This is a genomic window from Massilia scottii, assembly GCF_030846495.1.
GTDB classification, from domain to species: Bacteria; Pseudomonadota; Gammaproteobacteria; order Burkholderiales; family Burkholderiaceae_D; genus Telluria_A; species Telluria_A violaceinigra.
The window spans coordinates 29,861-53,247 of record NZ_JAVCWM010000029.1 but is presented as its reverse complement, the minus strand read 5'-3'; the positions used below and the strand labels follow the sequence as shown (position 1 = coordinate 53,247).

The 23,387-nt window shown below is 64.0% G+C and carries 26 protein-coding genes; 10 read left to right on the top strand and 16 right to left on the bottom strand.

Annotated features, from left to right (window positions below; genetic code table 11):
* Positions 1 to 86: 86 nt before the first annotated feature.
* Complete coding sequence (locus tag RBA41_RS27980; protein WP_306627662.1) at positions 87 to 674, top strand: TetR/AcrR family transcriptional regulator; 588 nt, start codon at positions 87 to 89, stop codon at positions 672 to 674.
* 8 nt (positions 675 to 682) lie between these two features.
* Positions 683 to 1,477 (top strand): type I methionyl aminopeptidase, encoded by a 795-nt coding sequence (map, locus tag RBA41_RS27975; RefSeq protein WP_306627661.1) that lies wholly within the window; start codon positions 683 to 685, stop codon positions 1,475 to 1,477.
* Positions 1,478 to 1,559: 82 nt separating this feature from the next.
* Here map and RBA41_RS27970 read toward each other — a convergent pair whose 3' ends face one another.
* Positions 1,560 to 1,817 carry a helix-turn-helix domain-containing protein gene (locus tag RBA41_RS27970; protein ID WP_306627660.1) on the bottom strand — a complete coding sequence of 86 codons (258 nt, stop codon included), beginning with the start codon at positions 1,815 to 1,817 and terminating at the stop codon, positions 1,560 to 1,562.
* 118 nt (positions 1,818 to 1,935) lie between these two features.
* On the bottom strand, positions 1,936 to 3,204 hold the full coding sequence (locus RBA41_RS27965; protein WP_306627659.1) for an endo-1,4-beta-xylanase: 1,269 nt from the start codon (positions 3,202 to 3,204) through the stop codon (positions 1,936 to 1,938).
* A 374-nt stretch (positions 3,205 to 3,578) separates the two neighbouring features.
* On the opposite strand from RBA41_RS27965, the gene gbpA reads away from it, so the two are divergent.
* Entirely contained in the window at positions 3,579 to 4,994 is a 1,416-nt protein-coding gene (gene gbpA / locus RBA41_RS27960; RefSeq protein WP_306627658.1) for an N-acetylglucosamine-binding protein GbpA, read from the top strand.
* Between the two features lie 14 nt (positions 4,995 to 5,008).
* Here the strand turns inward: gbpA and RBA41_RS27955 are convergent, their stop codons facing one another.
* Positions 5,009 to 5,569 carry a DUF2939 domain-containing protein gene (locus tag RBA41_RS27955; protein WP_306627657.1) on the bottom strand — a complete coding sequence of 187 codons (561 nt, stop codon included), beginning with the start codon at positions 5,567 to 5,569 and terminating at the stop codon, positions 5,009 to 5,011.
* 64 nt (positions 5,570 to 5,633) lie between these two features.
* Positions 5,634 to 5,762 carry a hypothetical protein gene (locus RBA41_RS27950; protein WP_306627656.1) on the bottom strand — a complete coding sequence of 43 codons (129 nt, stop codon included), beginning with the start codon at positions 5,760 to 5,762 and terminating at the stop codon, positions 5,634 to 5,636.
* A gap of 153 nt (positions 5,763 to 5,915) precedes the next feature.
* On the opposite strand from RBA41_RS27950, the gene RBA41_RS27945 reads away from it, so the two are divergent.
* Complete coding sequence (locus tag RBA41_RS27945) at positions 5,916 to 6,413, top strand: hypothetical protein (protein WP_306627655.1); 498 nt, start codon at positions 5,916 to 5,918, stop codon at positions 6,411 to 6,413.
* A gap of 13 nt (positions 6,414 to 6,426) precedes the next feature.
* Here RBA41_RS27945 and RBA41_RS27940 read toward each other — a convergent pair whose 3' ends face one another.
* The 4 genes from RBA41_RS27940 to RBA41_RS27925 form a co-directional block, all read right to left on the bottom strand.
* Positions 6,427 to 6,936, bottom strand: coding sequence for a GNAT family N-acetyltransferase (locus RBA41_RS27940; RefSeq protein WP_306627654.1), 510 nt, complete (start codon positions 6,934 to 6,936; stop codon positions 6,427 to 6,429).
* Positions 6,937 to 7,001: 65 nt separating this feature from the next.
* Positions 7,002 to 7,460, bottom strand: a complete 459-nt coding sequence (locus RBA41_RS27935; RefSeq protein WP_306627653.1) for a hypothetical protein — start codon at positions 7,458 to 7,460, stop codon at positions 7,002 to 7,004.
* A gap of 80 nt (positions 7,461 to 7,540) precedes the next feature.
* Entirely contained in the window at positions 7,541 to 8,221 is a 681-nt protein-coding gene (locus RBA41_RS27930) for a hypothetical protein (RefSeq protein WP_306627652.1), read from the bottom strand.
* Positions 8,222 to 8,243: 22 nt separating this feature from the next.
* Positions 8,244 to 8,651: a hypothetical protein gene (locus tag RBA41_RS27925; protein ID WP_306627651.1), complete on the bottom strand. Its 408-nt coding sequence runs from the start codon at positions 8,649 to 8,651 to the stop codon at positions 8,244 to 8,246.
* Positions 8,652 to 8,823: 172 nt separating this feature from the next.
* On the opposite strand from RBA41_RS27925, the gene RBA41_RS27920 reads away from it, so the two are divergent.
* The gene (locus tag RBA41_RS27920; protein WP_306627650.1) at positions 8,824 to 9,462 is read left to right on the top strand and encodes a DUF2238 domain-containing protein; all 639 of its coding nucleotides are present in this window, start codon (positions 8,824 to 8,826) and stop codon (positions 9,460 to 9,462) included.
* Positions 9,463 to 9,511: 49 nt separating this feature from the next.
* Here the strand turns inward: RBA41_RS27920 and RBA41_RS27915 are convergent, their stop codons facing one another.
* Genes RBA41_RS27915 through RBA41_RS27905 form a run of 3 tightly spaced genes read right to left on the bottom strand, consistent with a single transcriptional unit; the run spans position 9,512 to position 10,930 of the window.
* Positions 9,512 to 9,715 carry a helix-turn-helix transcriptional regulator gene (locus tag RBA41_RS27915; RefSeq protein ID WP_306627649.1) on the bottom strand — a complete coding sequence of 68 codons (204 nt, stop codon included), beginning with the start codon at positions 9,713 to 9,715 and terminating at the stop codon, positions 9,512 to 9,514.
* Positions 9,716 to 9,737: 22 nt separating this feature from the next.
* A complete protein-coding gene (locus RBA41_RS27910) occupies positions 9,738 to 10,778 on the bottom strand; it encodes an NAD-dependent epimerase/dehydratase family protein (protein WP_306627648.1) in 1,041 nt (346 codons plus the stop codon).
* Positions 10,778 to 10,930 (bottom strand): hypothetical protein, encoded by a 153-nt coding sequence (locus RBA41_RS27905; RefSeq protein WP_306627647.1) that lies wholly within the window; start codon positions 10,928 to 10,930, stop codon positions 10,778 to 10,780. The genes RBA41_RS27910 and RBA41_RS27905 overlap by 1 nt, the downstream gene beginning before the upstream one ends.
* A gap of 255 nt (positions 10,931 to 11,185) precedes the next feature.
* Here RBA41_RS27905 and RBA41_RS27900 point away from each other — a divergent pair, with 255 nt between their 5' ends.
* Positions 11,186 to 11,923: a DNA-binding protein gene (locus RBA41_RS27900; RefSeq protein ID WP_306627646.1), complete on the top strand. Its 738-nt coding sequence runs from the start codon at positions 11,186 to 11,188 to the stop codon at positions 11,921 to 11,923.
* A 39-nt stretch (positions 11,924 to 11,962) separates the two neighbouring features.
* On the opposite strand, the gene RBA41_RS27895 is transcribed toward RBA41_RS27900, so the two are convergent.
* On the bottom strand, positions 11,963 to 12,727 hold the full coding sequence (locus RBA41_RS27895) for an SDR family oxidoreductase (protein WP_306627645.1): 765 nt from the start codon (positions 12,725 to 12,727) through the stop codon (positions 11,963 to 11,965).
* Between the two features lie 185 nt (positions 12,728 to 12,912).
* The gene (locus tag RBA41_RS27890) at positions 12,913 to 14,049 is read right to left on the bottom strand and encodes an alpha/beta hydrolase (RefSeq protein ID WP_306627644.1); all 1,137 of its coding nucleotides are present in this window, start codon (positions 14,047 to 14,049) and stop codon (positions 12,913 to 12,915) included.
* 126 nt (positions 14,050 to 14,175) lie between these two features.
* Here RBA41_RS27890 and RBA41_RS27885 point away from each other — a divergent pair, with 126 nt between their 5' ends.
* Together RBA41_RS27885 and RBA41_RS27880 are read left to right on the top strand one after the other, a co-directional pair.
* Positions 14,176 to 15,075 carry a LysR family transcriptional regulator gene (locus RBA41_RS27885; protein ID WP_306627643.1) on the top strand — a complete coding sequence of 300 codons (900 nt, stop codon included), beginning with the start codon at positions 14,176 to 14,178 and terminating at the stop codon, positions 15,073 to 15,075.
* Positions 15,076 to 15,081: 6 nt separating this feature from the next.
* A complete protein-coding gene (locus RBA41_RS27880; RefSeq protein WP_306627642.1) occupies positions 15,082 to 15,276 on the top strand; it encodes a hypothetical protein in 195 nt (64 codons plus the stop codon).
* A gap of 100 nt (positions 15,277 to 15,376) precedes the next feature.
* Here the strand turns inward: RBA41_RS27880 and RBA41_RS27875 are convergent, their stop codons facing one another.
* Both RBA41_RS27875 and RBA41_RS27870 read right to left on the bottom strand, forming a co-directional pair.
* Complete coding sequence (locus tag RBA41_RS27875; RefSeq protein WP_306627641.1) at positions 15,377 to 17,347, bottom strand: hypothetical protein; 1,971 nt, start codon at positions 17,345 to 17,347, stop codon at positions 15,377 to 15,379.
* Positions 17,347 to 20,097, bottom strand: coding sequence for a hypothetical protein (locus RBA41_RS27870; RefSeq protein ID WP_306627640.1), 2,751 nt, complete (start codon positions 20,095 to 20,097; stop codon positions 17,347 to 17,349). Before RBA41_RS27870 ends, RBA41_RS27875 begins: the two co-directional genes overlap by 1 nt.
* 272 nt (positions 20,098 to 20,369) lie before the next feature.
* Between RBA41_RS27870 and RBA41_RS27865 the strand changes: the two genes are divergently transcribed.
* Together RBA41_RS27865 and RBA41_RS27860 are read left to right on the top strand one after the other, a co-directional pair.
* Positions 20,370 to 21,701 carry a tetratricopeptide repeat protein gene (locus RBA41_RS27865; protein WP_306627639.1) on the top strand — a complete coding sequence of 444 codons (1,332 nt, stop codon included), beginning with the start codon at positions 20,370 to 20,372 and terminating at the stop codon, positions 21,699 to 21,701.
* A 52-nt stretch (positions 21,702 to 21,753) separates the two neighbouring features.
* The gene (locus tag RBA41_RS27860; protein WP_306627638.1) at positions 21,754 to 22,311 is read left to right on the top strand and encodes a hypothetical protein; all 558 of its coding nucleotides are present in this window, start codon (positions 21,754 to 21,756) and stop codon (positions 22,309 to 22,311) included.
* 5 nt (positions 22,312 to 22,316) lie between these two features.
* Here RBA41_RS27860 and RBA41_RS27855 read toward each other — a convergent pair whose 3' ends face one another.
* On the bottom strand, positions 22,317 to 23,246 hold the full coding sequence (locus RBA41_RS27855) for a LysR family transcriptional regulator (protein WP_306627637.1): 930 nt from the start codon (positions 23,244 to 23,246) through the stop codon (positions 22,317 to 22,319).
* Positions 23,247 to 23,387 lie beyond the last annotated feature (141 nt).

Here is a 23,387-nt window from a genome sequence, read left to right as displayed (position 1 = left end):
TTCTGGGGGGGCATTAAGTATCTGTCAATAGTGCTCAAGAGGAAAGTGGGCTTGACGGCCTCAAATAGAATCTATATTCTATTTGAATGGTCAGACTCGCAAAATACAACGCACATACATTCATCGACGGCGCCATCGGCATCGCCGCCGCCTGCGGCATCGGCTCGGTGTCGATGTCGGCGATCGCCATCCGGGCCGGCGCGCCGATCGGATCGGTGTATCACCGCTTCGATTCGCGCAGCACGCTGCTGGCGCACGCCTGGCTGACGGTGAAAGCCGATTTTCGCGAACAGGTGGCCCGGCACTGGGATGAAGACGACACGTGGATACCGGTGGCGGCGTTGCTCGACTGGTGCCGCAGCAACCCGGTGTACGCGCGCTTTTTGCTGCAGTACGAAGACTGCCCGGACCTGGGCGCGCCGCCCGGGCCGGAACTGAACGCGCTGCTCGAAGCGGAGCAGGCGCGCCTTGATGCCTGCTTCGAGCGCTGCCTGCAACGCCGCGGCGCCGCAGGCGACGATGCGGCCCATACGCTGCGCTTCATGCTGATCGACGCCCCGATCGCCATCGTCAAACCCTACCTGGCCCAAAACAAGGCGATTCCCGCCACGCTCGACGCGATCCTGCGCGCCTCGCACGACGCCGTCGGGGCGCTGGCCGCCACACCTCACTGAGAAACCCCATGCGCTATTCCACACAAACAGAACACGGCAAACCGATTCCCCTGTACGACGAAGCGGGCTTCGAAGCCATGCGCGCGGCCGGCCGCGTGGCCGCCGACACGCTCGATTTCATCGCGCCGCACGTGCGCCCCGGCGTGTCGACGGCAACCCTGGACGCCATGTGCGAAGAATTCATGCGCGCCGCCGGCAGCATTCCGGCCACCATCGATTACCACGGCTACAAGCACGCCAGCTGCATTTCGGTGAACCACGTGGTCACGCACGGTATTCCGTCGGACAAAAAGATCCTGCGCGAGGGCGACATCGTCAACATCGACGTCACGCCCAAACTCAATGGCTGGTTCGGCGACACCAGCCGCACGTTTGAAGTGGGTACGGTATCGATCCTGGCCAGGCGCCTGGTGAGTTCAGCCTACGAGGCGATGATGACGGGCGTGCGCACGGTGCGTCCGGGCGCCACCCTGGGCGACGTCGGCGCGGCGATCGAGACGTATATCAAGGCGCAGGGCTTTTCATCGGTGCGCGATTTTTGCGGCCATGGCATCGGCCAGGTGTTCCACGATACGCCGCAGGTGACGCACTACGGCCGCCCCGGCACCGGCATCGTTCTCGAACCGGGCATGATTTTCACGATCGAACCGATGGTCAACGTCGGCACCCACCAGGTGACGGTGTTGCCGGACAAATGGACCACCGTGACCAAGGACCGCAAGTGGTCGGCCCAGTTCGAGCACTCGGTGGCGGTGACGGAGAGCGGCGTCGAAATCTTTACGCTGTCGGCCGCCGAGCGCTAACGGTTCTGGTAGGCGCCGATTTCGGCTTGCGCCGCCGCGCCCAAACGCTGGCGTATGCGTTGAAACATCGACTGCCTCCCGTTTAACTGTCTTCGTCCGTCACTGAACCGGCCAGGCGCTTGTGGGCGGCCTGTTTCGACACGCCCAGTGCCTGTGCAATGTCGCTCCACGACCAGCCCTGCTTCACCGCCGCGTTGACCGCCTTGCGTTCGAGCGCATCGGCGTAACGGCGCAGCGCCACGACCGCCGCCAGGGCTTCGGCGGGGGCGTCGGGGGAAGGCATCTGGCGCGGATCGATCATGGGAGCGAAGATAAGCCAGGAGGGCGATTCTGTCAACATATGTTGACGAACGGCCTGGATAACGCGGCACGGACGTTAATACCACATTTTTACGCTTGCCAAATTGGTATGCATAAAACATGGCAATCGGCACCCGGCCGCGGGATGCCGCCTGGAATCAAGTGTTGGTGCAGGCCTTGCCGGACAAGCCATCGGCCACGCCGCGCAAGGCCGGCTTTTGCTGATAGGCGCCGTCGAACAGCAGCGGCCAGTCGGCGTGCGCGTTTTTGAACAGGTCGCTGATGAGCCAGCTGCTTGGATCGCTCACGCCCCACACCGTCACGCCGCCGCGCAGTTGGGCCGGTACCGTGTCCATATACGCTTTCACGACTTCGCAATAGCGCTTTTTCTGCGCCAGCGCCAGTGCCGGCGTCAGTTCGCGCTTGATGTCGCCGGCCTGGTACGGCGGGCTGAATGGATTATTGATGGGGATATCGAGCTCGGTGATCTTGACCTTCAGATTGCGGTCCACGGCCCGTTTGAATGCGGCCGACATGGTGCTCACCGACGGATAATCCATAAAAATATGCATCTGGAAGCCGACCCCGCTGATCGGCACCGAACGCGCCTTGAAACCGTCGAGCATCTCGGTCAGGGTTTGCAGCTTGGCGGCGTCGGCCTCGATGTTGTAATCGTTGTAGTACAGGTCGGCCTTCTTGTCGACGGCGCGCGCATTGATGAACGCCTGTTCGATATAGTCGGTGCCCGTTTTCTGGTAAAAAATCGAATTGCGGTAGCCGCCGCCGTCGTTAATGGCTTCGTTCACCACATCCCAGCTCGCGACCTTGCCGGAGAAGTGCCTGGTGATCGTTTGCACGTGGGTCTTGAGCATCGCCAGCCAGGCCGCTTTGTCGCCCTGATAGTTTTTCATGAACGCCGGAACCTGATAGTCGGCGTGCCAGATCAGGGCGTGCGCGTGCAGGGTTTTGCCATTGTCCCTGGCGAACTTCAAAAAGTCGTCGGCCTGGGTGAAGTTATAGGTATCCTGGGCCGGATGCAGATAGCTCATCTTCATGATGTTACCGGCCGTGAGCTGGCTGAAATGCGTCTTGATGACTGCCTGCTGCGCCGGGCTGTTGGTATAGCTGAAGGCTTCATTGCCATAGGCGACCGAAACACCGACCGGGAATTTGGCCAGCCTGCTTAATCTGCTGACGTCGGTCCCGCTGGTTTTTTCGGATGAGCCGGAGTCGAAGCCGGTCATGCTGTCGTGCGCCTCGCCAGCCAACGCAGGCGGCGGCGCATCGTCGGCCTGCGGGATCGCATCGGCCACCGCGCCGGCGGCCACCGGCGGCGCTGGCGCGGCTGTGGGGCTGCCTGGGTCGGCGTCACCGCCGCAGGCGGAAAGGAGCAGGCATACACTGAACGTGGCAGAAGAAAGTCGCATCGGGTCTCCAGAATGGTTTTAGTGGGTTGCAACATTGAATGCAGCGAATCATGAAAACGTTTTCATTAGCAAATAAATAACGTTTTGATTTTTGGATTGTGCGGTAAACACATGCGCAAGTCAATCACCGCAATCCCGCCGCTACCACTTCCCGGCCTGCATTTGTCGGCCCCGACATCGTTATCTTTTTGCTTGCAACAGAACCTTCCATCCCGCACTGGTATTGCTCCCAGTGGCAATTTTGAAAACCAGTTGACTACCACTTTCACGGCGATCATCCTGACGGATTTTGAACTGCAAGCGAGCGCGCGATGTCGGCCCGGACCGGCTGTATGCGTGCTTCCGACGTCGTCCTGCCCGAAAGGTAAATCAACATGAAAACACTCACCACCATCGCCGGCGCCTGCGCGCTGTTATGCAGCGCCAGTGCCATGGCACACGGCTACATCACCCAGCCCGAATCGCGCAACCTGCTGTGCAAGCAAGGCGGCAACAGCGCCTGCGGCGCCATTCAGTGGGAACCGCAAAGTCTGGAGGCGCCATCCGGTTTTCCGGCCCAGGGACCGGCGGACGGCGTCATCGCCTCGGCCGCACTGGCGCAATTCGGCGAACTCAATGAACAGACCAGCAGCCGCTGGACCAAGCGCCCCATGCAGGCCGGCGCCAACGTCTTCAAGTGGCAGTTCACGGCCAACCACGCCACGCGCAACTGGCGCTATTACATCACCAAGTCGAACTGGAACCCGAACCAGAAGCTGACGCGCGCTTCGTTCGACCTGACCCCGTTCTGCGTGGTCGACGGCGGCAACCGCCAGCCGCCCGCGCAGGTCAGCCACAACTGCACGGTACCGCAGCGCACCGGCTACCAGGTGATCCTGGGCGTGTGGGAAATCGGCGATACGCCGAACAGTTTCTATAACATGGTCGATGTGCTGTTCAAGGATGGCGGAACGGTGCCGGTACCGGAATGGACGCAGCGCGGCGCGATTTATCCGTCGCTCGACCTGGCCGCCGGCGACAGCGTGGCCACGCGCGTGTTCGACGCCGCGGGCGAGAAACCGGAACTGCAAACCAAGGTCACCATCGGCAGCGCCAGCGAAGGCTTGCGCAATAACTGGGCGTATCTGCTGGCCACCCGCATCAACGCCGAACAACCGCAGCTGCACGCGGGCCAGATGGGCCAGGACGGCAAGATCACGCCGGTGTACGGGCAAAACACCGTGTATGCGAAAACGGCCAGCGCGCTGACCCGGGTCGAAGTGCAGATCAACAAGGACCAGACGCCGCCGCCGGCCGACTTCAGCGTCAGCGATTTGCGCACCTCGTATGTGATCAAGGGCGGGCAACTGGCGATCAACTTCAGCGTCAGCGCCAATGCCGACATGGACGTCAGCGCGTATGTGTACGACCAGGCGGGCGTGTCGAAGGGCTTTGCAACGGCGCCGCTGAACAACAACAGCGCGGCGCTGGCGCTGAACCTGAACGCACCCAAGGCGGGCGCGCACCAGCTGGTGCTCAAGGCGGTGGTCAAGGACGGCGGCGCGGTGCTGCAGAAGACCTTCCCGCTGACGCTGACGGAAGAGGGCGGCAGCGCGGCCTACGATCATGTGTTCCCGGCGTCGCTGGCCACCTACAAGGCCGGCACCCGCGTGCTGCAGCAGAAGAACGGCAAGGTCTACACCTGCAAGCCGTTCCCGTACAGCGGCTGGTGCACGCAGTGGACCGCGGCCTCGACGCATTATGAGCCGGGCGTGGGCGCCAACTGGCAGGACGCCTGGATCGCACCGTAAGCCGGCAGGCTTGCTTATCTGGTAGCGGCGGCGGGGGTGCTCATGCGCACCTCCGCCAGCTTCCACGATGCCAGGCCGTGTCGCTCCATCACGAGCGACATGCGCCGGTCGCCGGGTTTGTCCGGGTCGAGGTGCATGATGAACTGGCTCAAGCCGACACGCTCTGACGTGTACGTCGGATCGGGCTTCTTCGCCGCATCGCCTTCCACGCGCTGCGGGCGTGGCGTCAGCGTTCCCTGTTCCATCGCGCGCATGACGAATTCCGGCCGCACCATGGCGTCGACCATCTTGTCGGCCATGGCCATTCCCAGCATCTTGCCGATCGCCGCACCGGCCTCACCGAGCCCGCTGGTATCGCTGCGCTTGACTTCCCCGTTCATGGCGGCACCAAGCTGCGCCTTGACGCTTTCGCGCAGGCGCGGGTAGTCGACGCGCTCGTTGAAGCGCTCGGCGTTGTTCTCGCGGGCCGCCGCGCGCATCTGGTTCAGCGCGATCAGGGGGGAGTAGTACCAGTACGCCGCGCCGGCGGCGACGCAGAGCGTGGCGATACCGAGTTTGAGGTGAATTGCCTTCACGATGTCCTTCTGTAGGTTGACGGTGTGCCGATCGCACAGGGCGGATTCTACACGGCGCGCGCCGTCAAAACGTGATGATGAAGCGCGCCCCGGCGCCGACCGATTTGGCATAGCGCACGGCGCCGCCATTGCGGTATTGGTTCCATGAGATTGCGGCGCCGAAGATGGCTCCGCACAATATCCAGACGAGCATGAGGGTGAGTCTTGGTGCCTCATGTTCCTGCTGGGGACCGACTGGGCAGCGCTTGCGCAAGTCTGACCCAGCCATTCTACAAAGGTCGTGCGGTAGAATCGGAACGGTCGGCCCGCACTTTTGCGGCAGCCAATGCTCATTTCAGGTATCCGCATGCAGACACTGATTCAGATCATCGAAACGTGCTGGACCGGCGCATCGCGCGGCGCGCCGGGATCGGTTTTGCGAAACGCCGTTCCGGAGCGCGTTTCGATTCCCGATTGCACGCTGTCCGACCCGGTTCTGTTGCATCTTGTGCGATATGATGAAAGCCGCCGGTTCGCCATCGATCATGGTACGGAAGTGGTTCGTTTCGCCCAACAGCACAGCGAGGCCTTTCCGCTCACTATTGAACACACGGCGGCAGGCGTACATGTCGCTTTCCTTGGCTATCACGCCCGGCGCAGACCGGCGAAACCCGTTTCCGGCGTGCTGCTGGAACCGAACTGCTGGGTGCGGATCATCGGGAATTATCGCGTGGCGCAGGAGAGCGGCTGGGTGTACCGCAAGATCGTGTTCAACATCTTCCACGGCCCGGCGCTGCGGGCCAACGAACTGATGGCAAGCAAGCCGCCGGTCGCGCGCATCGATCATCAGCGTCACCTGTGGTGACGCGGTTGGCGAATCAGCCTGCGCCGACGTCGCGCAGCATGTAGACGTCGTCGTAAAACACACCGTCGACGCACAGGGCGCGCGGCTCGTGCCCAAATATGCGAAATCCCATCGATTCATACAGCGCCAGTGCTGCCGCGTTGCCGGCCGTAAGGGTCAGCGTCACCTGGCGCAGCCCGGGCATGGCGTCGGCGAAGGCCAGCGCGTGCGCGAGCAGCTGGCGGCCGACGCCCTTGTTGCGCCAGGCCGGCGCCACCACCATGCCGCGCACGAAGCCCTTGTGGCGCAGCTTGGGCGCACTCTCGCGGCCCACGCCGACGATGCCGACGAGTTCCGCGCCATCGAAGGCGCCGAAGCGGTTGCGTCCCGAGTCCGGGGCCATGTGCGCTTCGATGGTGGACAGCGGCGTGTCGCACTCTTCCTCGTAGCTGGAGCTGAAGGCGGACGGGCATTCCTGCAGGGACGCCAGGCGCAGCGACTGGAACGCGGAGGCATCGGAGGGAGCAAGGCGGCGAATCTGCATGGGAAGGCCAGTAGAGGGAGTCGGATGACGATGATAACCCAGGCGTCCTGCGCCCGTGGCAAGGGCTATTTTTGGCCGCCGGCGGGTGCGTAACACTGCCACAAGCCGGTTTTCCGTGATGCGATGCCGGCCCGCGCCGGCGCGACCAGGAACCCGGGCACATGGCGCGCCAGCGCCCGGCCAAAACGCTTGCGGTGCATGAATTCCACGAGTACGGTGATGTGCCGGCCATCGGCGGTATCGATCAGCCATTCGGTTTGATTGCTTTTGCTAAAGTCTTCGTAGGAACGCGAGAAGCGTATATCGCGTATCTCGTCCCAGCGCGCACTTTCGCTGCTTCCTTCGTATCTGTAAAAATGAAAACCGTCCTCTGTCATCTCGATCGCGTGATAGTTGACCGGTTTGCTGATCCCGGCCACGGTTCTGGCCAGGACGCACAGCCAGAACATGGTCCACACGAAGGCGGAGATCGCGGGAAATGTGGACGATACGGCCATCACCACGAACATGGCCAGGACCGTCACGCTCGACTCGATATGGTCGCGATTCATGGCCGCATGGCTTTGTTGAGGGTGTTCATGGAAAACGTGGCGGCCAGCGCGGCTTATTGGCAGCCGCCGAGCAGTTGGCGAACCTGCTGGACGAATTTCTGTGCCACCTGCGGTCCCTGCACTTCGCTTTTCATATAGCTCACGCGCAGTTTGACGAAGTTGTTTTTCATGGCGGTCAGATAGGACGCCGAGGCCAGTGTGCCTTCCGGCAGGTCGATCTCGAACTCGCGCACGATGAACTGGGGGCCGCAGCCGGCGAACGTGGTGGTTCGTTCGTTTTTTCCGACCGCTTGCGTCATGCGCACCTTGCCCGTGCCATCCCATGCTTTCAGGTCGGCGATGACTTGTTCAAAATGCTTGCGCACGACCGGCGCGTCGATATCCGCCGGCACGGAGGCCAGCCCGCCATTGTAGATATACAGCGCCCCGCGCATCCTGTCGCTGCCGGTATATTCGATCGCCACGCCGAGCGCCTTTTGCGGAAACGCCGTGCGACCCTGGAAGGTCAGGCCGGCGATTTCAAAGGGAAACGATACACCGATGGACGGTTCATACGTGATGGCTTGCGCCATGCTCGTGGTGGTGACGCAGCAAAGTGCGAGGGCGACTAGATGATTGCGCATGCTGGGGTTCCGGTGCGTGGGATCTGGGTTCAGACGGGGGAAGACGGGATTGTAGCCTGCCTGACCGTGGCGCTTTCGATTTGTCCGGCCGGCCCGAGGGAGCGGCGGCATTCATGCTGCTGAGAACAGCATGTCAGCCAGCGGCATCGTCCCAGGGACGCAGCATGTCCGCCGAGGGCAAGAATGATGGCGCGGCGCCGGGCAAGCCGACAACCTCTATGCCGCTCAACACACCCTCGCTTGAAAAGATGAATATGCCGGCCAGATCGTCGCCGGTGCCGAACACAAAATCGCCAAGGACGTGAACGCCAGCAGGGGCGGGGGGACGGCCCCGTACCTCGAAGTTGATGCTGGCGCAGCCGCATCCGCAGCGCCATGGCGTGACCTCCAGCAAGTCCAGCTGGCCGAGGTATTGCTGTGCGTCGGCGTCGCCGTTGCCTGGCATGTGGCGCACGAGTCCGGGCTCGGCTTCGGTGAGGGCACGATTGGCGGCAGCCGGCGGCACGGGGCCGTGGGTGGCGTGCGTGCCTGGCACACTCATCGGGCCGATGCAGACAGCCATCAGTCCAACGGCAAGCTTAACAAAACGATACCACTTTCCCGGCCGGGCAGGATATATTTTCACCAAGCAATGCCGCTTCATCGCATACCATAGCGTCCCAAGCGGACTGCCGGGAACGGACCAGTTCTTGTTTCATTTTTACTTCACAGCCATGTCCCCTTCCAAGCGCACGTCCACCGTCATCATGCTGCTCATCTTCGCCACCACCTGGATCAATCCGCCGTGGCCGGTGGAACAGGCGCTGCATAGTTCGCTCACGCTGGCCGGCTTTGCGCTGCTGTGGAAGTTTTCCCGGCGCGGTGGCTTGACCGACTTCGATTTCCTGCTCATTGCCGTGTTCCTGTCGGTGCACTCCATCGCCGCGCGCTGGCTCTATTCCAACGTGCCTTACGATGCGTGGGGACAGGCGCTGTTTCACTTTTCCATCGACCAGTCGTTCGGATGGACGCGGAATCACTTCGACCGGCTCGTGCATTTCCTGTTCGGCCTGTGCTTCACGCCAGGCGCCATTTCGTACCTGACTTCCCGGCGCGGGCTGTCGGTGCGGCTGGGATTCTATATTGCCGTGTCGGCCGTAATGGTCACCAGTCTCTGGTACGAGTGGTTCGAGTTCGCGGTGGCGATGATCCTGTCGTCGGAGGACGCCGAGTCGTACAACGGGCAACAGGGCGATATGTGGGATGCGCACAAGGACATGCTGCTCGCTACGCTGGGCAGCCTGGTGTGGGCCTGGTCGGCGTTGCGCGCGCCATCCGGCGGGCGTCGCCCTCATGCCGGCGTTGAACAATAAAGCGGGAAAGGCGGGAAACGTGCTTGACGGGACAGGCGCGGGACGCCGCTCAGTGCGGTGGCGCTTCCAGGTCGAACACGTCTTCGATGCTGGTGCCGAACAGGCGCGCGATCTTGTAGGCCAGCGGCAGGCTGGGATCGTACTTGTCGGTCTCGATGCAGTGCACGGTCTGGCGGCTGACGTCGAGCGCCGCCGCCAGGTCGGACTGGTTCATCGAACGGGCCTTGCGCAATTCGGCTATCCGGTTCTTCATTGCCGCTCCCGGCTCCCCGCGCTCAGGCCAGCAAGCCGTCGCGCTCCAGTTGTTCCACATGATCGCCCAGGGTGCTGGCGATGCTGCGATAGCTCAGCCCCAGCCCGGTGCGGCTGCGCGCGGTATTGTACAGCGCCGCGAAACCGACGTTGTCGCGCACATAGTCGCGCCGCATGCCAATGGCCGGTGCCGCCAGCCAGACCAGCCAGCGCGGCAGTTCGCGGCGTGGCATCCTGGCCCGGAAGGCGGGACAGCAGTCGCTGATGGTGGCGCCGATGCGCAGCAGCGGGCAGCTTTCGGCCACGAGCAAATAACGCCCATGCGCGGCTGGATCGAGCACGGCCCGCACGTGCGCCGCCGCCACGTCGCGCACGTCGACGACGCCCAGATGCAGGGCCGGCACGCCGGCCGCAAAGGAGCCCTTCAGAAATTGCTGCATCATCTTCACGCTTTCGGCGTCGCTGCGGCGCGACAGCGAGGGACCGAAGATGGCGCCGGGATTGAGCACGACCAGCTGCCATTGCGCTTGCGCGCCGCAGATGTCCCATGCCGCCCGTTCGGCACAGGTCTTGGCGTAGCTGTAAGGCTCGTCATCGGTGGTGCTGCCGGTATTCCAGTGCGATTCGTCCAGCATGTGGCCGGGATGGGCGTACGCGTCGCGCAGGCTGCTCATCATGGCCATGATGCTGCTGGTGAGGGCGACCCGGCGCAAGGTAGGACAGCGGTTGGCGCTGGCCAGCACGTTGCGCGTGCCGTCCACGGCGGGGCCGAGCATGTCGCGCTGCACGTCGCGCAGGGCGGCGCGGGTGTAGGGCGAGGCGGTGTGGATCAGGTAGTCGGCCTGGACCAGGGCGGCGTCGAAGGAGCCGTCGCGCAGCAGGTCGGCCGCGAACAGATGCAACTGGCCGGGATGGCGTGCGCCGAGCTGGAGGAGATGCGCGGTTTTGGCCTCGTCGCCAAGGTCGCGCACGGTGGCATGTACCTTGTGGCCGAGTGCCAGCGCTTCGGCCACGACCCACGATCCCAGGTAGCCGGCGGCGCCGGTGACGGCGATAGTGGCCATCAGTGCTGGCCGCGGCCGGCGAGCATCAGTCCCGGCGACCAGGTGGCCACCACGCTGAGGAAACCGGGGAAAGCGTGCAGCGGGCCGAACAGGCTGGCAGCGGCCGGGATTCTCGTCAGGTACATCGGGTCACTGAAAGTGCTGGTCTGCATACTGCTCCTCGGGTTGGGTCGGGATATCGGCGTGCCGCGGAGCAAACTGTAGGGCTATCGACGTTAAATGTATAGAACTCTTTACATTGCTGTTCTGGCGCAGGCAGCGGGAATTTGGTGCAATGTTGCATGCCAGCCACGCGCGGCCCGGCGTTGCGTTCGCGTGAATGCGTGGCAGGCAGAAGGGCGCGGCCGATTGTCGTCGCGGCGTATGATGTTAGCTATCCACAACGATATCCCTACCGGAGACGGCTTATGGCACGCCAGGAAGTCACATACGACGAAGTTGCAGAGGCGGCCATCAGCCTGCAGGACGACGGCACCCGGATCAGCATCGATGCGGTGCGCGAGGCGCTCGGCGCCGGTTCTCCCAACACCATTCACCAGCATCTGCTCGCCTGGCGCGCCAGCCAGGCCGCACCGCCCGAGCCGCCCAGGGCGGATATTCCGGACTCGGTCGCGACGGTCCTGAGCAACTGGGCGCAGCAGTTCGCGCACGAGGCCGGTGCCGGCGTGCGCGACGCGCTGGCGCAGTCCGACAGCGACATGGCGGACCTGTTCGCGGCAAGCCAGCAGCTCGAAGCCGAGCGCGACGACCTGCGCGCGCAGTTGACCGGCATGACGATCGCGCGCGACCAGGCGTTGGCGACAGTGGCTGAGCGGGACGAGGATATCCAGCGCCTGACGGTGGAGCTGCGCAACGCGCGCCTGGTTGCCACCGAAGCGCTGGTGGGCAAGGCAAAAGACCAGCTGGCCATCGAAGGCAAGAATGAGCAGCTGGTGGACTTGCGCGCGCAGATCGAGCGCAATGTGGCGTCGCAGGCGGCGGTATCGGATGCGCGCCTCACCGCCGAGATGGAGCTGATCGGCGCCGTGACCGCGCGCGACAATTTCGAGGCCGAGATCAAGGATCTGCGCGCCCGGCTCGATGCATCCAACGCAGACCGCAGCGCTTTGCGGGCCGAGGCGGAAGCGCTGCGCGCGCAGCTGTAGCCGGACCCGGCGCGCGGCGGCGTTCACCCGCATGGCGGTTCATGTCCGGTTAATGGACACGCCGCCATCGGTCATCAGGCTCGATCCGGTCGTGAAACTCGATGCGTCGGATGCCAGGTACAGCGCCGATTGCGCAATCTCCTGCGGCCGCGCCAGACGCTTTAATGCATACAGCCCCTCGACGAAGGCGCGCGCTTCGGGCGTATTGGCGACGGCGCGTCCCATCGGCGTATCGGTGCCGCCCGGCAAAAGCGCATTGGCGCGGATGCCCTGCGTGCCATATTCGACTGCGATCACTTGCATCAGGCCGATCAGGCCGGCCTTGCTGGCCGCATAGGCGCCCATGCCCGGAAAGCCGACGGTATGGCCGACAAAGGTCGACGTGAAAATGATCGAGCCGCCGCCGCGTTTGAGCATCGCCGGAATCTGATATTTCGCGCCGAGGAAGGCGCTGGTGAGGTTGGTGCCCAGGATAGCGTTCCAGGCCTCGGCCGACATGTCGGCAAGCGGCACGCTGTCGCCTGTCGTGCCGGCGTTATTGAAGGCGATATCAAGTCCGCCGAAGCTGCCGACGGCCACTTCCACCAGGGCGCGGGCGGTGTCTTCTTCCCTGATGTCGCCGGCGACGGCAATCGCTTCGCCGCCGCTGCGTTCGATTTCGGCGACGAGCGCGTCCAGCTCGGCCTGCCGGCGCGCCGTGACGACCACTTTGGCTCCCTCGCGCGCGAACAGCCTGGCCGTTTCGTAGCCAATGCCTGAACTTGCACCCGTCACAATTGCCACCTTGCCTGATAACTGGTTCATTTACCTATCCTTATGCTGCTTGTCTGTCGGGCTTTCAGCATAGGGAAGGCTTGATCGCCGATCTATCCGTTTCTTGCTGTGACATGCGGCGGGCGCGGATTCATTGAACCCGGCAATCGTTCTTTTGCGGCCGCAGGCGCGCGCCGCTATCCGCGTGCATGCGATTGGCTACAACGGGCACTGCATCACCCTTGCGCCAGATGCCTGGTGAAGAACGCCGTGAGCTTGTCCCACGGGATCAGATTGACGCGGTCGTACAGGTCCACGTGGCCGGCGCCGGGAACGATGAACAGTTCCTTGGGTTCGGCCGCAAGGCGATAGGCATCCTCGCTGAATTCCCTGGAATGCGCTTTGTCACCGGTGATGAAGAGCATGGGGCGAGGTGAAATCGTCTCGATGTCGTTGAACGGGTAAAAGTTCATGAACTTGACGTTGCTGCTGAGCGTAGGATGCGTCGTGTGTTTGCGCGAGGAGCCGTGCGGCGTGTATTCGCCCCGTTGGGTACGGTAAAAATCGTAGAACTCGCGCTGGATCGGATGGGTATCGCTGTTGAGCTCATGCACCGTCCCGCCCGTGTAGCGGATGTCGCCTCCCGCGAACTCCGCATGGCGCTGCTGCGCGGCTTCCTCGATGATCTTCTTTCTCTGTGCGACTGTCTGCGAATGGTTAAGCGCATTGCGGTTGGCGGCGCCCATGTCGTACATGCTGACCGTCGCAATGGCTTTCATGCGCGGGTCGATTTTGGCCGCACTGACGACAAAGCTGCCGCTGCCGCAGATGCCAAGGGCCCCGGTGCGATTGCGGTCGACAAACGGCTCGCTTCCCAGGAAATCGATCGCGGCACTGACATCCTCGGCGTAGATTTCCGGCGACACCAGGTTGCGAGGCTGGCCATCGCTCCCGCCCCAGAACGACAAATCGAGCGATAGTGTCACGAATCCCTGTTCGGCCATTTTCGTGGCATACAGATTCGCGCTCTGTTCCTTGACCGCCCCCATCGGATGACCGACCACGATGGCAGGATGCCGCTTGTTCCGGTCCAGCCCCTTGGGAATGAAAAGATTGCCTGCAACACCCATGCGATACTGGTTCTTGAAAGTGACTTTTTGCACGGTGACCCGGTCGCTCGTGTAAAAATTATTCGCGCCATTGGACAAGTCCCCGCTCGCCTGCGCGGCGAAAGCCGGACTGGCGCCAGTCACCGACATGACTCCCAACGCCGCTGCGCCGATGCCGGCCATTTTCAGGAAGCCGCGTCGCTCGGAAGCGGGGCCGGACAAATCGTCCGTGGAATCGTGCTCTGCGATGGATGCGATGATCATGGTTGACACTCCTGTTGACGGTTAAACGTGGTGCAAGTTTGACGATCAATCGGGGCTTGGACTAGATAATGAATGCTTAAATGGCTTATTAGCCCTTCTAATCAATCTTGCTGATAAACTGGGTCCATGGCACGACGCAACCTCAACGATTTACTGGCCTTCGTCACCGTCGCGCGCGAGGGCAGCTTCACCCGCGCCGCCGCTACGCTGGGCGTGACGCAATCGGCGCTGAGCCAGGCGATCAGCGGGCTGGAGGCGCGTTTGCGCATCCGTCTGCTGACCCGCACCACCCGCAGCGTGTCACCGACCGCGGCGGGCGAACGCCTGGCACTGGCGATCGGTCACCGCTTCGATGAAATCGAGGCCGAACTCGATGCCTTGACCGACTTGCGCGATAAGCCCGCCGGTACGGTGCGCCTCACTTCCGGCGACCATGTGCTGCACACGACCTTGCTGCCCAAGCTTGCGCCCTTGCTGCTGAAATACCCTGACGTGAAAGTGGAATTCGACGTCTGCTATGGCTTTCGCGACATCGTGGCCGACCGTTTCGATGCCGGCGTGCGTCTGGGCGACTACATCGACAAGGACATGATTGCGGTACCGATCGGCCCCGAGCTGCGCATGGCCGCTGTCGCCACGCCGGCCTACTTCGCCGCCAACCCCGGACCGGCAACCCCGCGCGAGCTCATTGCGCATCGCTGCATTAACATCCGTTTTTCAGCGCAGAGCGGCGTGTATGTCTGGGAGTTCGAGCGCGACGGCCAGCCCTTGAATGTGCGCGTCGATGGCCAGGTGGTGTTCAACACCACGCCGCATGTGGTGGCCGCGGCACTGGCCGGACTCGGTATCGCCTTTTTGCCGGAAGAGGAGTTCGCGCCGCATATCGAGCAGGGGCGCCTGGTGCGCGTGCTGGAGGACTGGTGTCCGCCGTTTGCCGGCTATTATCTGTACTACCCAAGCCGCCGGCAGTCGTCGCCGGCGTTCTCGCTGGTGCTCGATGCGCTGCGCGTGAGTCCGGCGGCTTGAGACTCGATGGCGCGATTACAGTGGCTGAACTTCGAGGCGCTCGACGATATCCCGGCTTCGCGTAATGAGAAACATGTTCGGCGCGCCGGCGCCAAGTACATGAAGCGGGCCGTGCTGACGGCATACCAGCGCAAGCGAAAGCGCAACAGGGTGGCGGGCGAGATGCTGTTCTCCAGATGGGTCGACTGGCGCCGAGTGTAGGGCCGGATGATTAGCGAAAGCCTAACAAGCGCCGATCCTGGTCCTGCCCATCACAAACCGCTGTTGCCACCGTCTCATGTGCGCGCCATCAAGCGCAGGCTCACGGCCAGGTCAGCGAAAACATGCCTTCCCGGGCCGAGCCGATCAGCACCTCGCGCGAGCCGGGCAAGTAGAGCAGCCGCCGGCTCGATGGCGGGATACCGGATCGCTCATCGAGCGTCGCGACATGGCGCCGCTCCGCATCGAGCAGTACCACTTGTCCTGCCGAGAACAGAATCCACCACCGGCCCGCGTCGTCGATGACGAGATCGACCGGATGGCCCAGCGGGCGAGACGGCTTTGGTTCAATCGCAAACAGCACGGGAACCATGCGCTCGCCGTCCCAGTACTGCACGGTAGCCCCGACCGCACCGATGATATTGCGTGACGCATTGCGGTACAGCGCTTCAACGCGCTCTGCCGATATGCGTCGTGGGGCTCCCCTGGCGTCGGCTTCAATGATGCCAATGCGCGTGCCGGCCCACACCCGGCCGTCAGGCCAGGCCATCAGCCGGCCGCTCGGCTGGGCCTGGCGGTCCGGCAGCGGCACGAAGCGGGCGTTGCCCTCGTTGGGCAGGAAGTGCAGGCCGGCGGAACCGCCGCCCAGCGGCGTGCTGCCGGCCGCGATCCAGATGCCGCCGGGCGTTATCGCCACATCGAGCGGCGTCGTGCCTTGTTCAAGCTCCACCGCTTGCGTTCCTCCTGGCCGCAGGCGTAGCAAGCCCTGCGACAGCTGCACGGCAATGATCTGGTCCGGCTCCGCGTACGCGGCGGCGCCGTACACGCCGGCCGGCAGGTCGATACCGGCCCGCCACTGGCGCGCCACCTGCCAGCCGTCGGCGCTGCGTGCCAGCTCCAGCAGGCCGGCAGTCGGCGAACTGAGAAGCGCAAGCGCGCCCTTCGCCTTGTACTCCATCGGCAAGGCGTCGATGGGAATCCCGGGCCCGGGCGCAGGCGTCAAGGCCAGCGGCGTGCCGTCCTTCCCAAGTTGCCAGACGGCGGCGTCGGTGGCCACCAGCAGGCCCAGGCGGGCGTCGTGCGTCAATGCGGTGGCGTTGCTCACGCGCGGGTCGGTGGAAATCGGCTTGAGCGGCCCGCAGGTCAAGGCATGAACGCCGGCGCCGGCGCGCGCGACGATCAGGTCCGGGCCCGATTGCACCAGCCCTGTCACCTGCTCCTTGAAGCTGGCCTTCGAGCAGTGGGGCCTGAGCCGGCCATTCTTGTCCAGGTTCATCACGACATGGCGGCGCGAGGCGGGATTGGCCGCGGACTGGGTCACCATCACCAGGATGGTGGAGCGGCCATCGGCTGCCCTGGCGATGGCGGCAACGCCAATGGTGCCGGCGGGCGCACCGTCGGCAAGGCGCCAGGTACGCAGCTGCCCACCGCACTGGCGGGCGTACCAGGGCCGCTGCGCCGCGCCATCGACCTGGATGCCGGCGAGGTGAAAACAGCCATCCTTGCGGTCGGCCAGCCCGGCCGTGGCCACGACCCCGCCGCCGAGCCGCACATCCCAGGGTTGCACGCGCTGGCCATCCCAGTGCCATAGCGATGCTTCAGGCTGGCCCTCGGCGCCGTAGGAATCGAGCTGGGTGAGCTGAAAGATCACCGAGCTCCCCCGGGTAGCGGCCAGCACCAGGTCGGCCGCCATGGTTTGCTGGCCCATTTCCGGTGGCGCGATCGGCGTGCTGCTGCGCTCGCGCGGGTCGACCAGCACCAGCCCGCCCTGGGTGCCCACCACCAGGCGGCCGTCGGGCAGCGCTGCGAGTTCCTGCGCGACGGCCGAGGGCAAGCCCTGGCCGACATCGAAGCGCATGGTGCGCGCAGCGCGTTCATACCCGATCAGGCCGCCGCCGCGGCTGGCCACCCACAAGCGCCCGTCCACGACCGCCATCGCGGCGCCCGCCAGGGGCGGCTCAAGCACGCGCCGCGCCGCCGGCAAGCTGGCGGCGAACGCGTGTCCGATCGATGCGACGGCGAACAGGGCGGCGATCACGCGCCCGGCGCACTTGCTCTGGTGTGGGGCGCGCATCAGTAGTCCGATCCTCCCGTGGTGGTGATGACGGCATAGGGCGGCGGAACGGTCCACAGGCCGGCGGCCGGAGAGGTGGAGATGCGTTCGTTGCCATCGAGGGCGTCGCGGGTGCGGGTGCGGTAGTACAGGCGCGTGAGGTGGCCGCCGCTTTGCAGCGTTGTCCACTGCGCCGCATTCGGGGTCCAGGTGTCGGAGCATTCCGGCGACGCCGGCGTGGCGGTGTTCAGGTCGACCACGCGCCAGCCGCTGTTGATGGTCGATGCCGGCGAGAAGGCCGGATCGGTCGACGCTTCGACAATATACTTGGCATTGCAGATCGCCGTGCCGCTGACGGGGCGGGCGCTGGTGCCGGTAAAGCGGAAGCGCGGGCCGGTCCAGACCTGGAAGGTCGGTGCGGGGCCGCCCAGCTTGAGGAAGTCCGTCTCGCGGTGCGAAATGCCGTCCACCACCAGATCGTCGGCGAGGTCGTTATCGTTCATGTCGATCACCGCGTCGCCGCCATTCTCGCCGGCGGGGCAGATGGCCGCATCGGAGGTGGTGTTGTCGCCGTCGATACAGGCCGATGGCAGGGCAAACACGCCGCCCTTCGCGAACCCGGCAAGCACTTTGTTGGTCGTGTGGTTGCCGTTGTGCGCGAACGCCGGCGGACCGCCCGGCAAGCCGGATGTGGCCCATTGCTCGACCATTTCAAGTTCCAGATCGCGCAGCACGTTATAGATGCCGCGGTCGCCGCTTCCGGGCGCGCCGGACAGGCCGGCGTTCTTGAGCGCCCGCGTGAAGCGCACAAAATACTGCGGATGTCCGGACGGCCTGCACTTGCTGCGCATGCCCTCGCGCACCTGCCACAGGATCGCCGAACCGATCTGCATGTCGGCGTAGTCGATGGTCGAAAAATCGCGGTGTTCGGGGAAATGGTCGCCCGGGATGGCGGGATTGAACGGCGTCGTCACTTCATGCAGGCGCGGCAACCTGCCGGCCTCGTCGTGGCCGCGGCTGCCCTGGCAGTTGTTGCTGGCATTCACGCCGCCCAGGTTCTTGGCGACCCAGCCGGCGGTGCAGTTGGTGTTATCGAAATGGTCGGCCCAGGCGTCGGCCAGGTCGTGCAACTTGCTCATGCCCACTGGAATGGCACAAGGCGCCATCCCGCACCAGTTGCTGGGGCGGTCGTCGGTAAATCGTTGCACGGCATTGTGCGCCAACTCGTGACTGACGACCGTGTTGTCGTGGGCAAAGTTCATGTAATTGGCGCCGGCCGTCGTGCCATCCGAATAGTTGGGACATGCCGCGTCGAAGTAGCCCTGGCAGGCGCCGAAGTCCATGCTGGACCAGGCATTGCAGCCGGCCGACCCCGACTCGATGCGCGGGTTCCATGGGCTGGTCGGGAAGGGCGTGAAGATCCCGTGCGAGATCGATTGCTTCCAATTCATATGGAACACGCCGAAGTAGTTAACCTGCTGGAACCTCGGATTGGCGCCGCTGGAACAGACGCCGCTCGCGCCGTTGTTGATGGGCGCCTGGTTGAAGTTCGCCAGGGTGGCGCTGCTCCCGCCCAGCGTGCTCGATACCGACACGTCCTCGGCATCGAAACCGTCGCCCTGGTGGTCCACGCGCGAGACGACGCCGGCCAGCTTGAGCGTGTATTGTCCGCCGAGCGCGGGATCGACCGCGAAGCTGCGCACCTGGGTCGCGCCGGTGCCGGGATCGCGCCGCCACACATTGCCCACCGCGTTGACATCGGAGACGAGCGGGCGCATTTTCAAAATGGTGCCTGTCGCGGCATCGGACCAGACCCGGAACGGCACCGGCCTGCCGAAGCTCATGCCGCGCACGACCATGCGCCATGCGTAGCGCAGGGAAACGCCGCCGGCGCTGTCGTTACCATAAGGCAGCAGTACCAGGAATGGGCCGTCGAGCACGCGCTTGCCGTCGACGCTGTCGATGCCCTTGACCCTGCTCAGGGCGGCATACGCGCGCAGATCGGCACCTTCCGGGCTTTGCGGGCGCGCGTTGGCGATCGAATAGCGGTGGATCAGCGAGCCGCGCACGCTGGTGACGGTCTGGCCTTCCCAGCGCGACGCCAGCAGCATGGTGTGCTCGATCGGCACGTCGCCTTCGACCTGCATGAAGGGATAGATAATTTCCTGGCGTTCGATGTCGGCCTTGAACTGCGAGTAGGTCAGGCCGCGCGCGATCATCAGGTTGCGCTCGACGTCGTCGGTTGGCGCGCGCTTGCCGAGGAAGGCGTCGACCATGTCCAGGGTGCGCGGGCGGGTGGCCTTTTCGTTGCCCTGATACTCAAGGGAGAGCAACTGGGCGACGCCGTCGAGCTGCGGACGCGTTTGCGGCAGGCCGGCATCCGGGGCGCGGCGCAGACGCCGCATGCCGCCTTCGAAGCGCATCGCGGTCAGCAGCGGCGTGATCACCTTATCGGCAACATCGGCGGCCGATAAGGTGACCGCCTGTCCTGGCGGGATGCGCAGGAAAACGTGGCCCATGTCCTGGTTGGGCAGGGACGCCCTGGCGCCCTGCGGCAAGGCGCGCAGATCGACCACCGGTGCGCGGCCGGGCTTGATGTCGGGGGTATCGATCGATGGGAAGGTAACTTCCGACGGGGCAGGGCCGTTGACCAAGCCCAGTGTGCCTGGCGGCGTGGCTGCCAGGGCGGTGCAACTGCCCATCAGGAGTGAGATTGCACCGAGCAATGGGCGCAGCTGAAAGCGGCGCGGGAGCGAGCGTAAAGAGTCCATGTTGCATCCTTCCAGGGAACCAACGAACGATTGACCAAAATCAGTATAGGTACTGTATTTACGGACAATCTCACCGATTGTCACTGTGGTGAAAATGGTAAAAAAGAGGCGCGGTAGCGCGGCTGGGCGGGCACGTTTGCAGCAGTCATCATGGGCCTTGAGGGTATGATGTTCATTCCCCTAGATCAACATCACGATGCCGCAGCCGCCGCGTGGCGCGGCCGTGTTCCCTACCGATGACTTTTTTGAAGAACCCCATGCGACCACGCTCGATGAACATCCTGATGGCCGCCGCAGGCCTGCTCGTTTCCGCCGCGATTCAGGCCGCACCCGGCAAAGCATGCGACGTCGACACTGGCAAGACATACCAGGCGAGCCAGGATCATGCGCGCGCCGTCGCTTGTTATGAAATTGGTGTGGCCAACGGTATCGGTGAAGCTTTCTTACTCCTCGGGAGCATGCGCCTCGATGGCCTGGGGGTGCCCCAGGACACGGCAAAGGCGAAGGAACTGTTCCTGCAAGCTGCGGCGAAAGGCGTGGCGCCGGCCATGTACAACCTCGGGGTGATGCACGAGCGTGGGGTTTTGGGAGCGCCGGATATGCCGGCGGCGGCAAAATACTATCGCCAGGCCGCCGATCTCGGTATGGCCGAGGCACAGGGGAACCTCGGTCTCATGTACTTGAATGGCAACCTGGTGCCCAGCAATTACGAGGAGGCTGAGCGGCTATTGACACTGGCTGCGGCGGATGGCCAGGTCCAGGCACAGTTCAACCTGGGCGTGCTCTACATTAATGGCTTCAAGAAAGCGACCCACCTCGGACAGGCGGCGGTCTGGCTTGAGCGCGCCGCCCTGCGCGGCCATCCTGTTGCTCCGAAAATCCTCGGTGACATGTACGCCGGCGGCCATGGCGTGACAGCGGACAGGAAGCAGGCTGCTACCTGGTTCTTCATCGCCGACCGGGCCGGCAATCCGGAGGCGACAAAGTCGCTGGGCAAGCTCCCGGGCGGCTTGAGCGAAGCGGAGCGCGAGGCTGCGCGCAAGGGTATGCGGGAATTCCTGGACAAGCAACAAGTCGTCATCGCGCGGGAAGCATCGTCCTCGCCCAACGACACGACTCCCATCCGTTCGCGGTGTGCCGTGGCCGTCATCACGATGGCGCCGCCAGAGTCGAGCGGCGACGGGGCAGTCCAATTCAAGCGCTTGATGGCCCTCACCAATCAAAATACCAGCGGATTTCTTATCGATCAACTGCGCGACTACCGCTTGCTGGTGTTGAAGATCGACGCTGCCGACGCCCTGCGCGCGGGTGAATCGATGACTACCGCGATGCGGGAAAATGACTGTTCCCAGGCGATCGAATTGACCCACGAGTATGGCAAGGTGGCGGGCGGCGGCGGCGGCGGCGGCGGCGGCTTCGTGCAATACACGCTGAACGTCTACAAGCGTCCCGCCAACGGCGCGCCACGGGGCGATATCGTCCACACCAAGGTCTACCGCACGAACATGGCCGACGCCTTCGAGAGTCTCGATTTCAGGACCCTGGCCGGCGTGTTCGTGGAGGATCTGAAAGCAAGCCGCATCCTGGTCGAAGCAGCCAGATAAGTTCCGTGCGCGATGGCGCCGGCCCGAACAAGATCATCACTTCCCTTTGCCTATGTATCGTACCGTCATCCCTCATTGCACCGTTGCCGGGCCGGTCGACCCGGTTCCGTACAGCCATTTCATCAGCGGGGCGATCCCGCGCAAATGCGACGCGTGCAAGGATATGTTCGAAGGCGGGTGTGTGAGGGCGATGGACCAGGTGGAAGGCTATCTAACGCTCGACCATGGCCCGTGTCCAGTGAAAGGGCCGACCCATCCCGTGCTGGTGGAAACCGAGTACTACACGAGCAAGGTCTTTGTTCCTGCAAAATGCCTTCGTTGCCTGCATTTGGATCTCGATCGCATCCGCGGCTTCGTCTGCAGGCGCGATAGCAAAACCTGGGGCGCGTTTCCACGCACCCTGGACTGGGGCGCCTGGCGTCCCGATCACCCCAATCTGGCCCTTCAAAGCGGCCGCTCGCTGACTGTGGAGATGCTTGAGGCAATTGTCGCGCGCGACGAAGTGCGCTGGATCAAAACCTTCCGTGCATCGCACGCAGATGCAACCATTCGCGAGGCGCGCGATGCGTTTGCGGAACTGGTTGCCAAGAGCGCGGACACAGCCGGCTGATGGGCTCACAAGGCCGGATGCGATTGGGCTGGTGCCGGCTGCTGAATGAAGTCGATGAAGGCACGCAAGGGCGCGGGCAGATGGCGCCGGCCAGCATAATATAAAGACGGGCCGGGAAAACTCAGCCACCACTCCTGCAGCACCGGCTGCAGCTGGCCGGAGGCCATGTAGGGCTCGAGCCACTCTTCAAACAGATACACCAGTCCATGCCCCGCCACGGCGGCGTGGACCGCCAGGTCGGCCACGGTGGGCGTGACGATCAAGGGCCCGCCTGGATCGACGGTCAATGCCTGGCCGTCGCGCTCGAACTCCCACGGATACACCAGCCCGCTGAGGAATTTGCCGCGCAGGCAGGCATGCTGCAGCAGATCGCGCGGATGTTGCGGCACGCCGCGCCGCGCCAGGTAGGCAGGCGAGGCAGCCAGTGCGAAACGTTCCGTGCGCGGTCCGATCGGCACTGCGATCATGTCCTGCTCCAGCCGCTCGCCGTAACGAATGCCGGCGTCGCAACCGCTGGCGACCAGGTCGACAAAATTGTTGTCGATGACGATGTCGAGCACGATGTCCGGATACATGCCCATAAACCGGTCCAGCATCGGCTGCAGGAAATGGCGCGCCGCGCTGACCGGCACGTTGAGACGCAAGGTGCCGCGCGGACTGTCGCGCAGCTCGTTGAGCACATCGAGTGCGCTGGCAACCTGCATCAACGCGGGTTGCAACCGGCTCAGCAGCAGTGCGCCGGCCTCGGTCGGCGCCACGTTGCGGGTGGTACGCTCCAGCAAGCGGATACCGAGCTGCGTTTCCAGCCGCCGTACCGCCTGGCTCAAGGCCGACGCCGACTGTCCGCTCGCGCGTGCGGCCTGGCGAAAGCCCCGGTGCTTGGCGACCAGCGCAAAGGTCGATAAATCCGCCATGGAATGGAGTTCTATGCTCATCGGTATGCCATCTTCATTGTGCGCAATTGTGTACAGCCTGTACGCCATTACCCCCATTATCACATGCAGTGATCCCCGCTAGTATCTGTGCATGTGACGACCTGCAAGCCATGGGCAGGTCGCACAGGCATCTGTCCAACC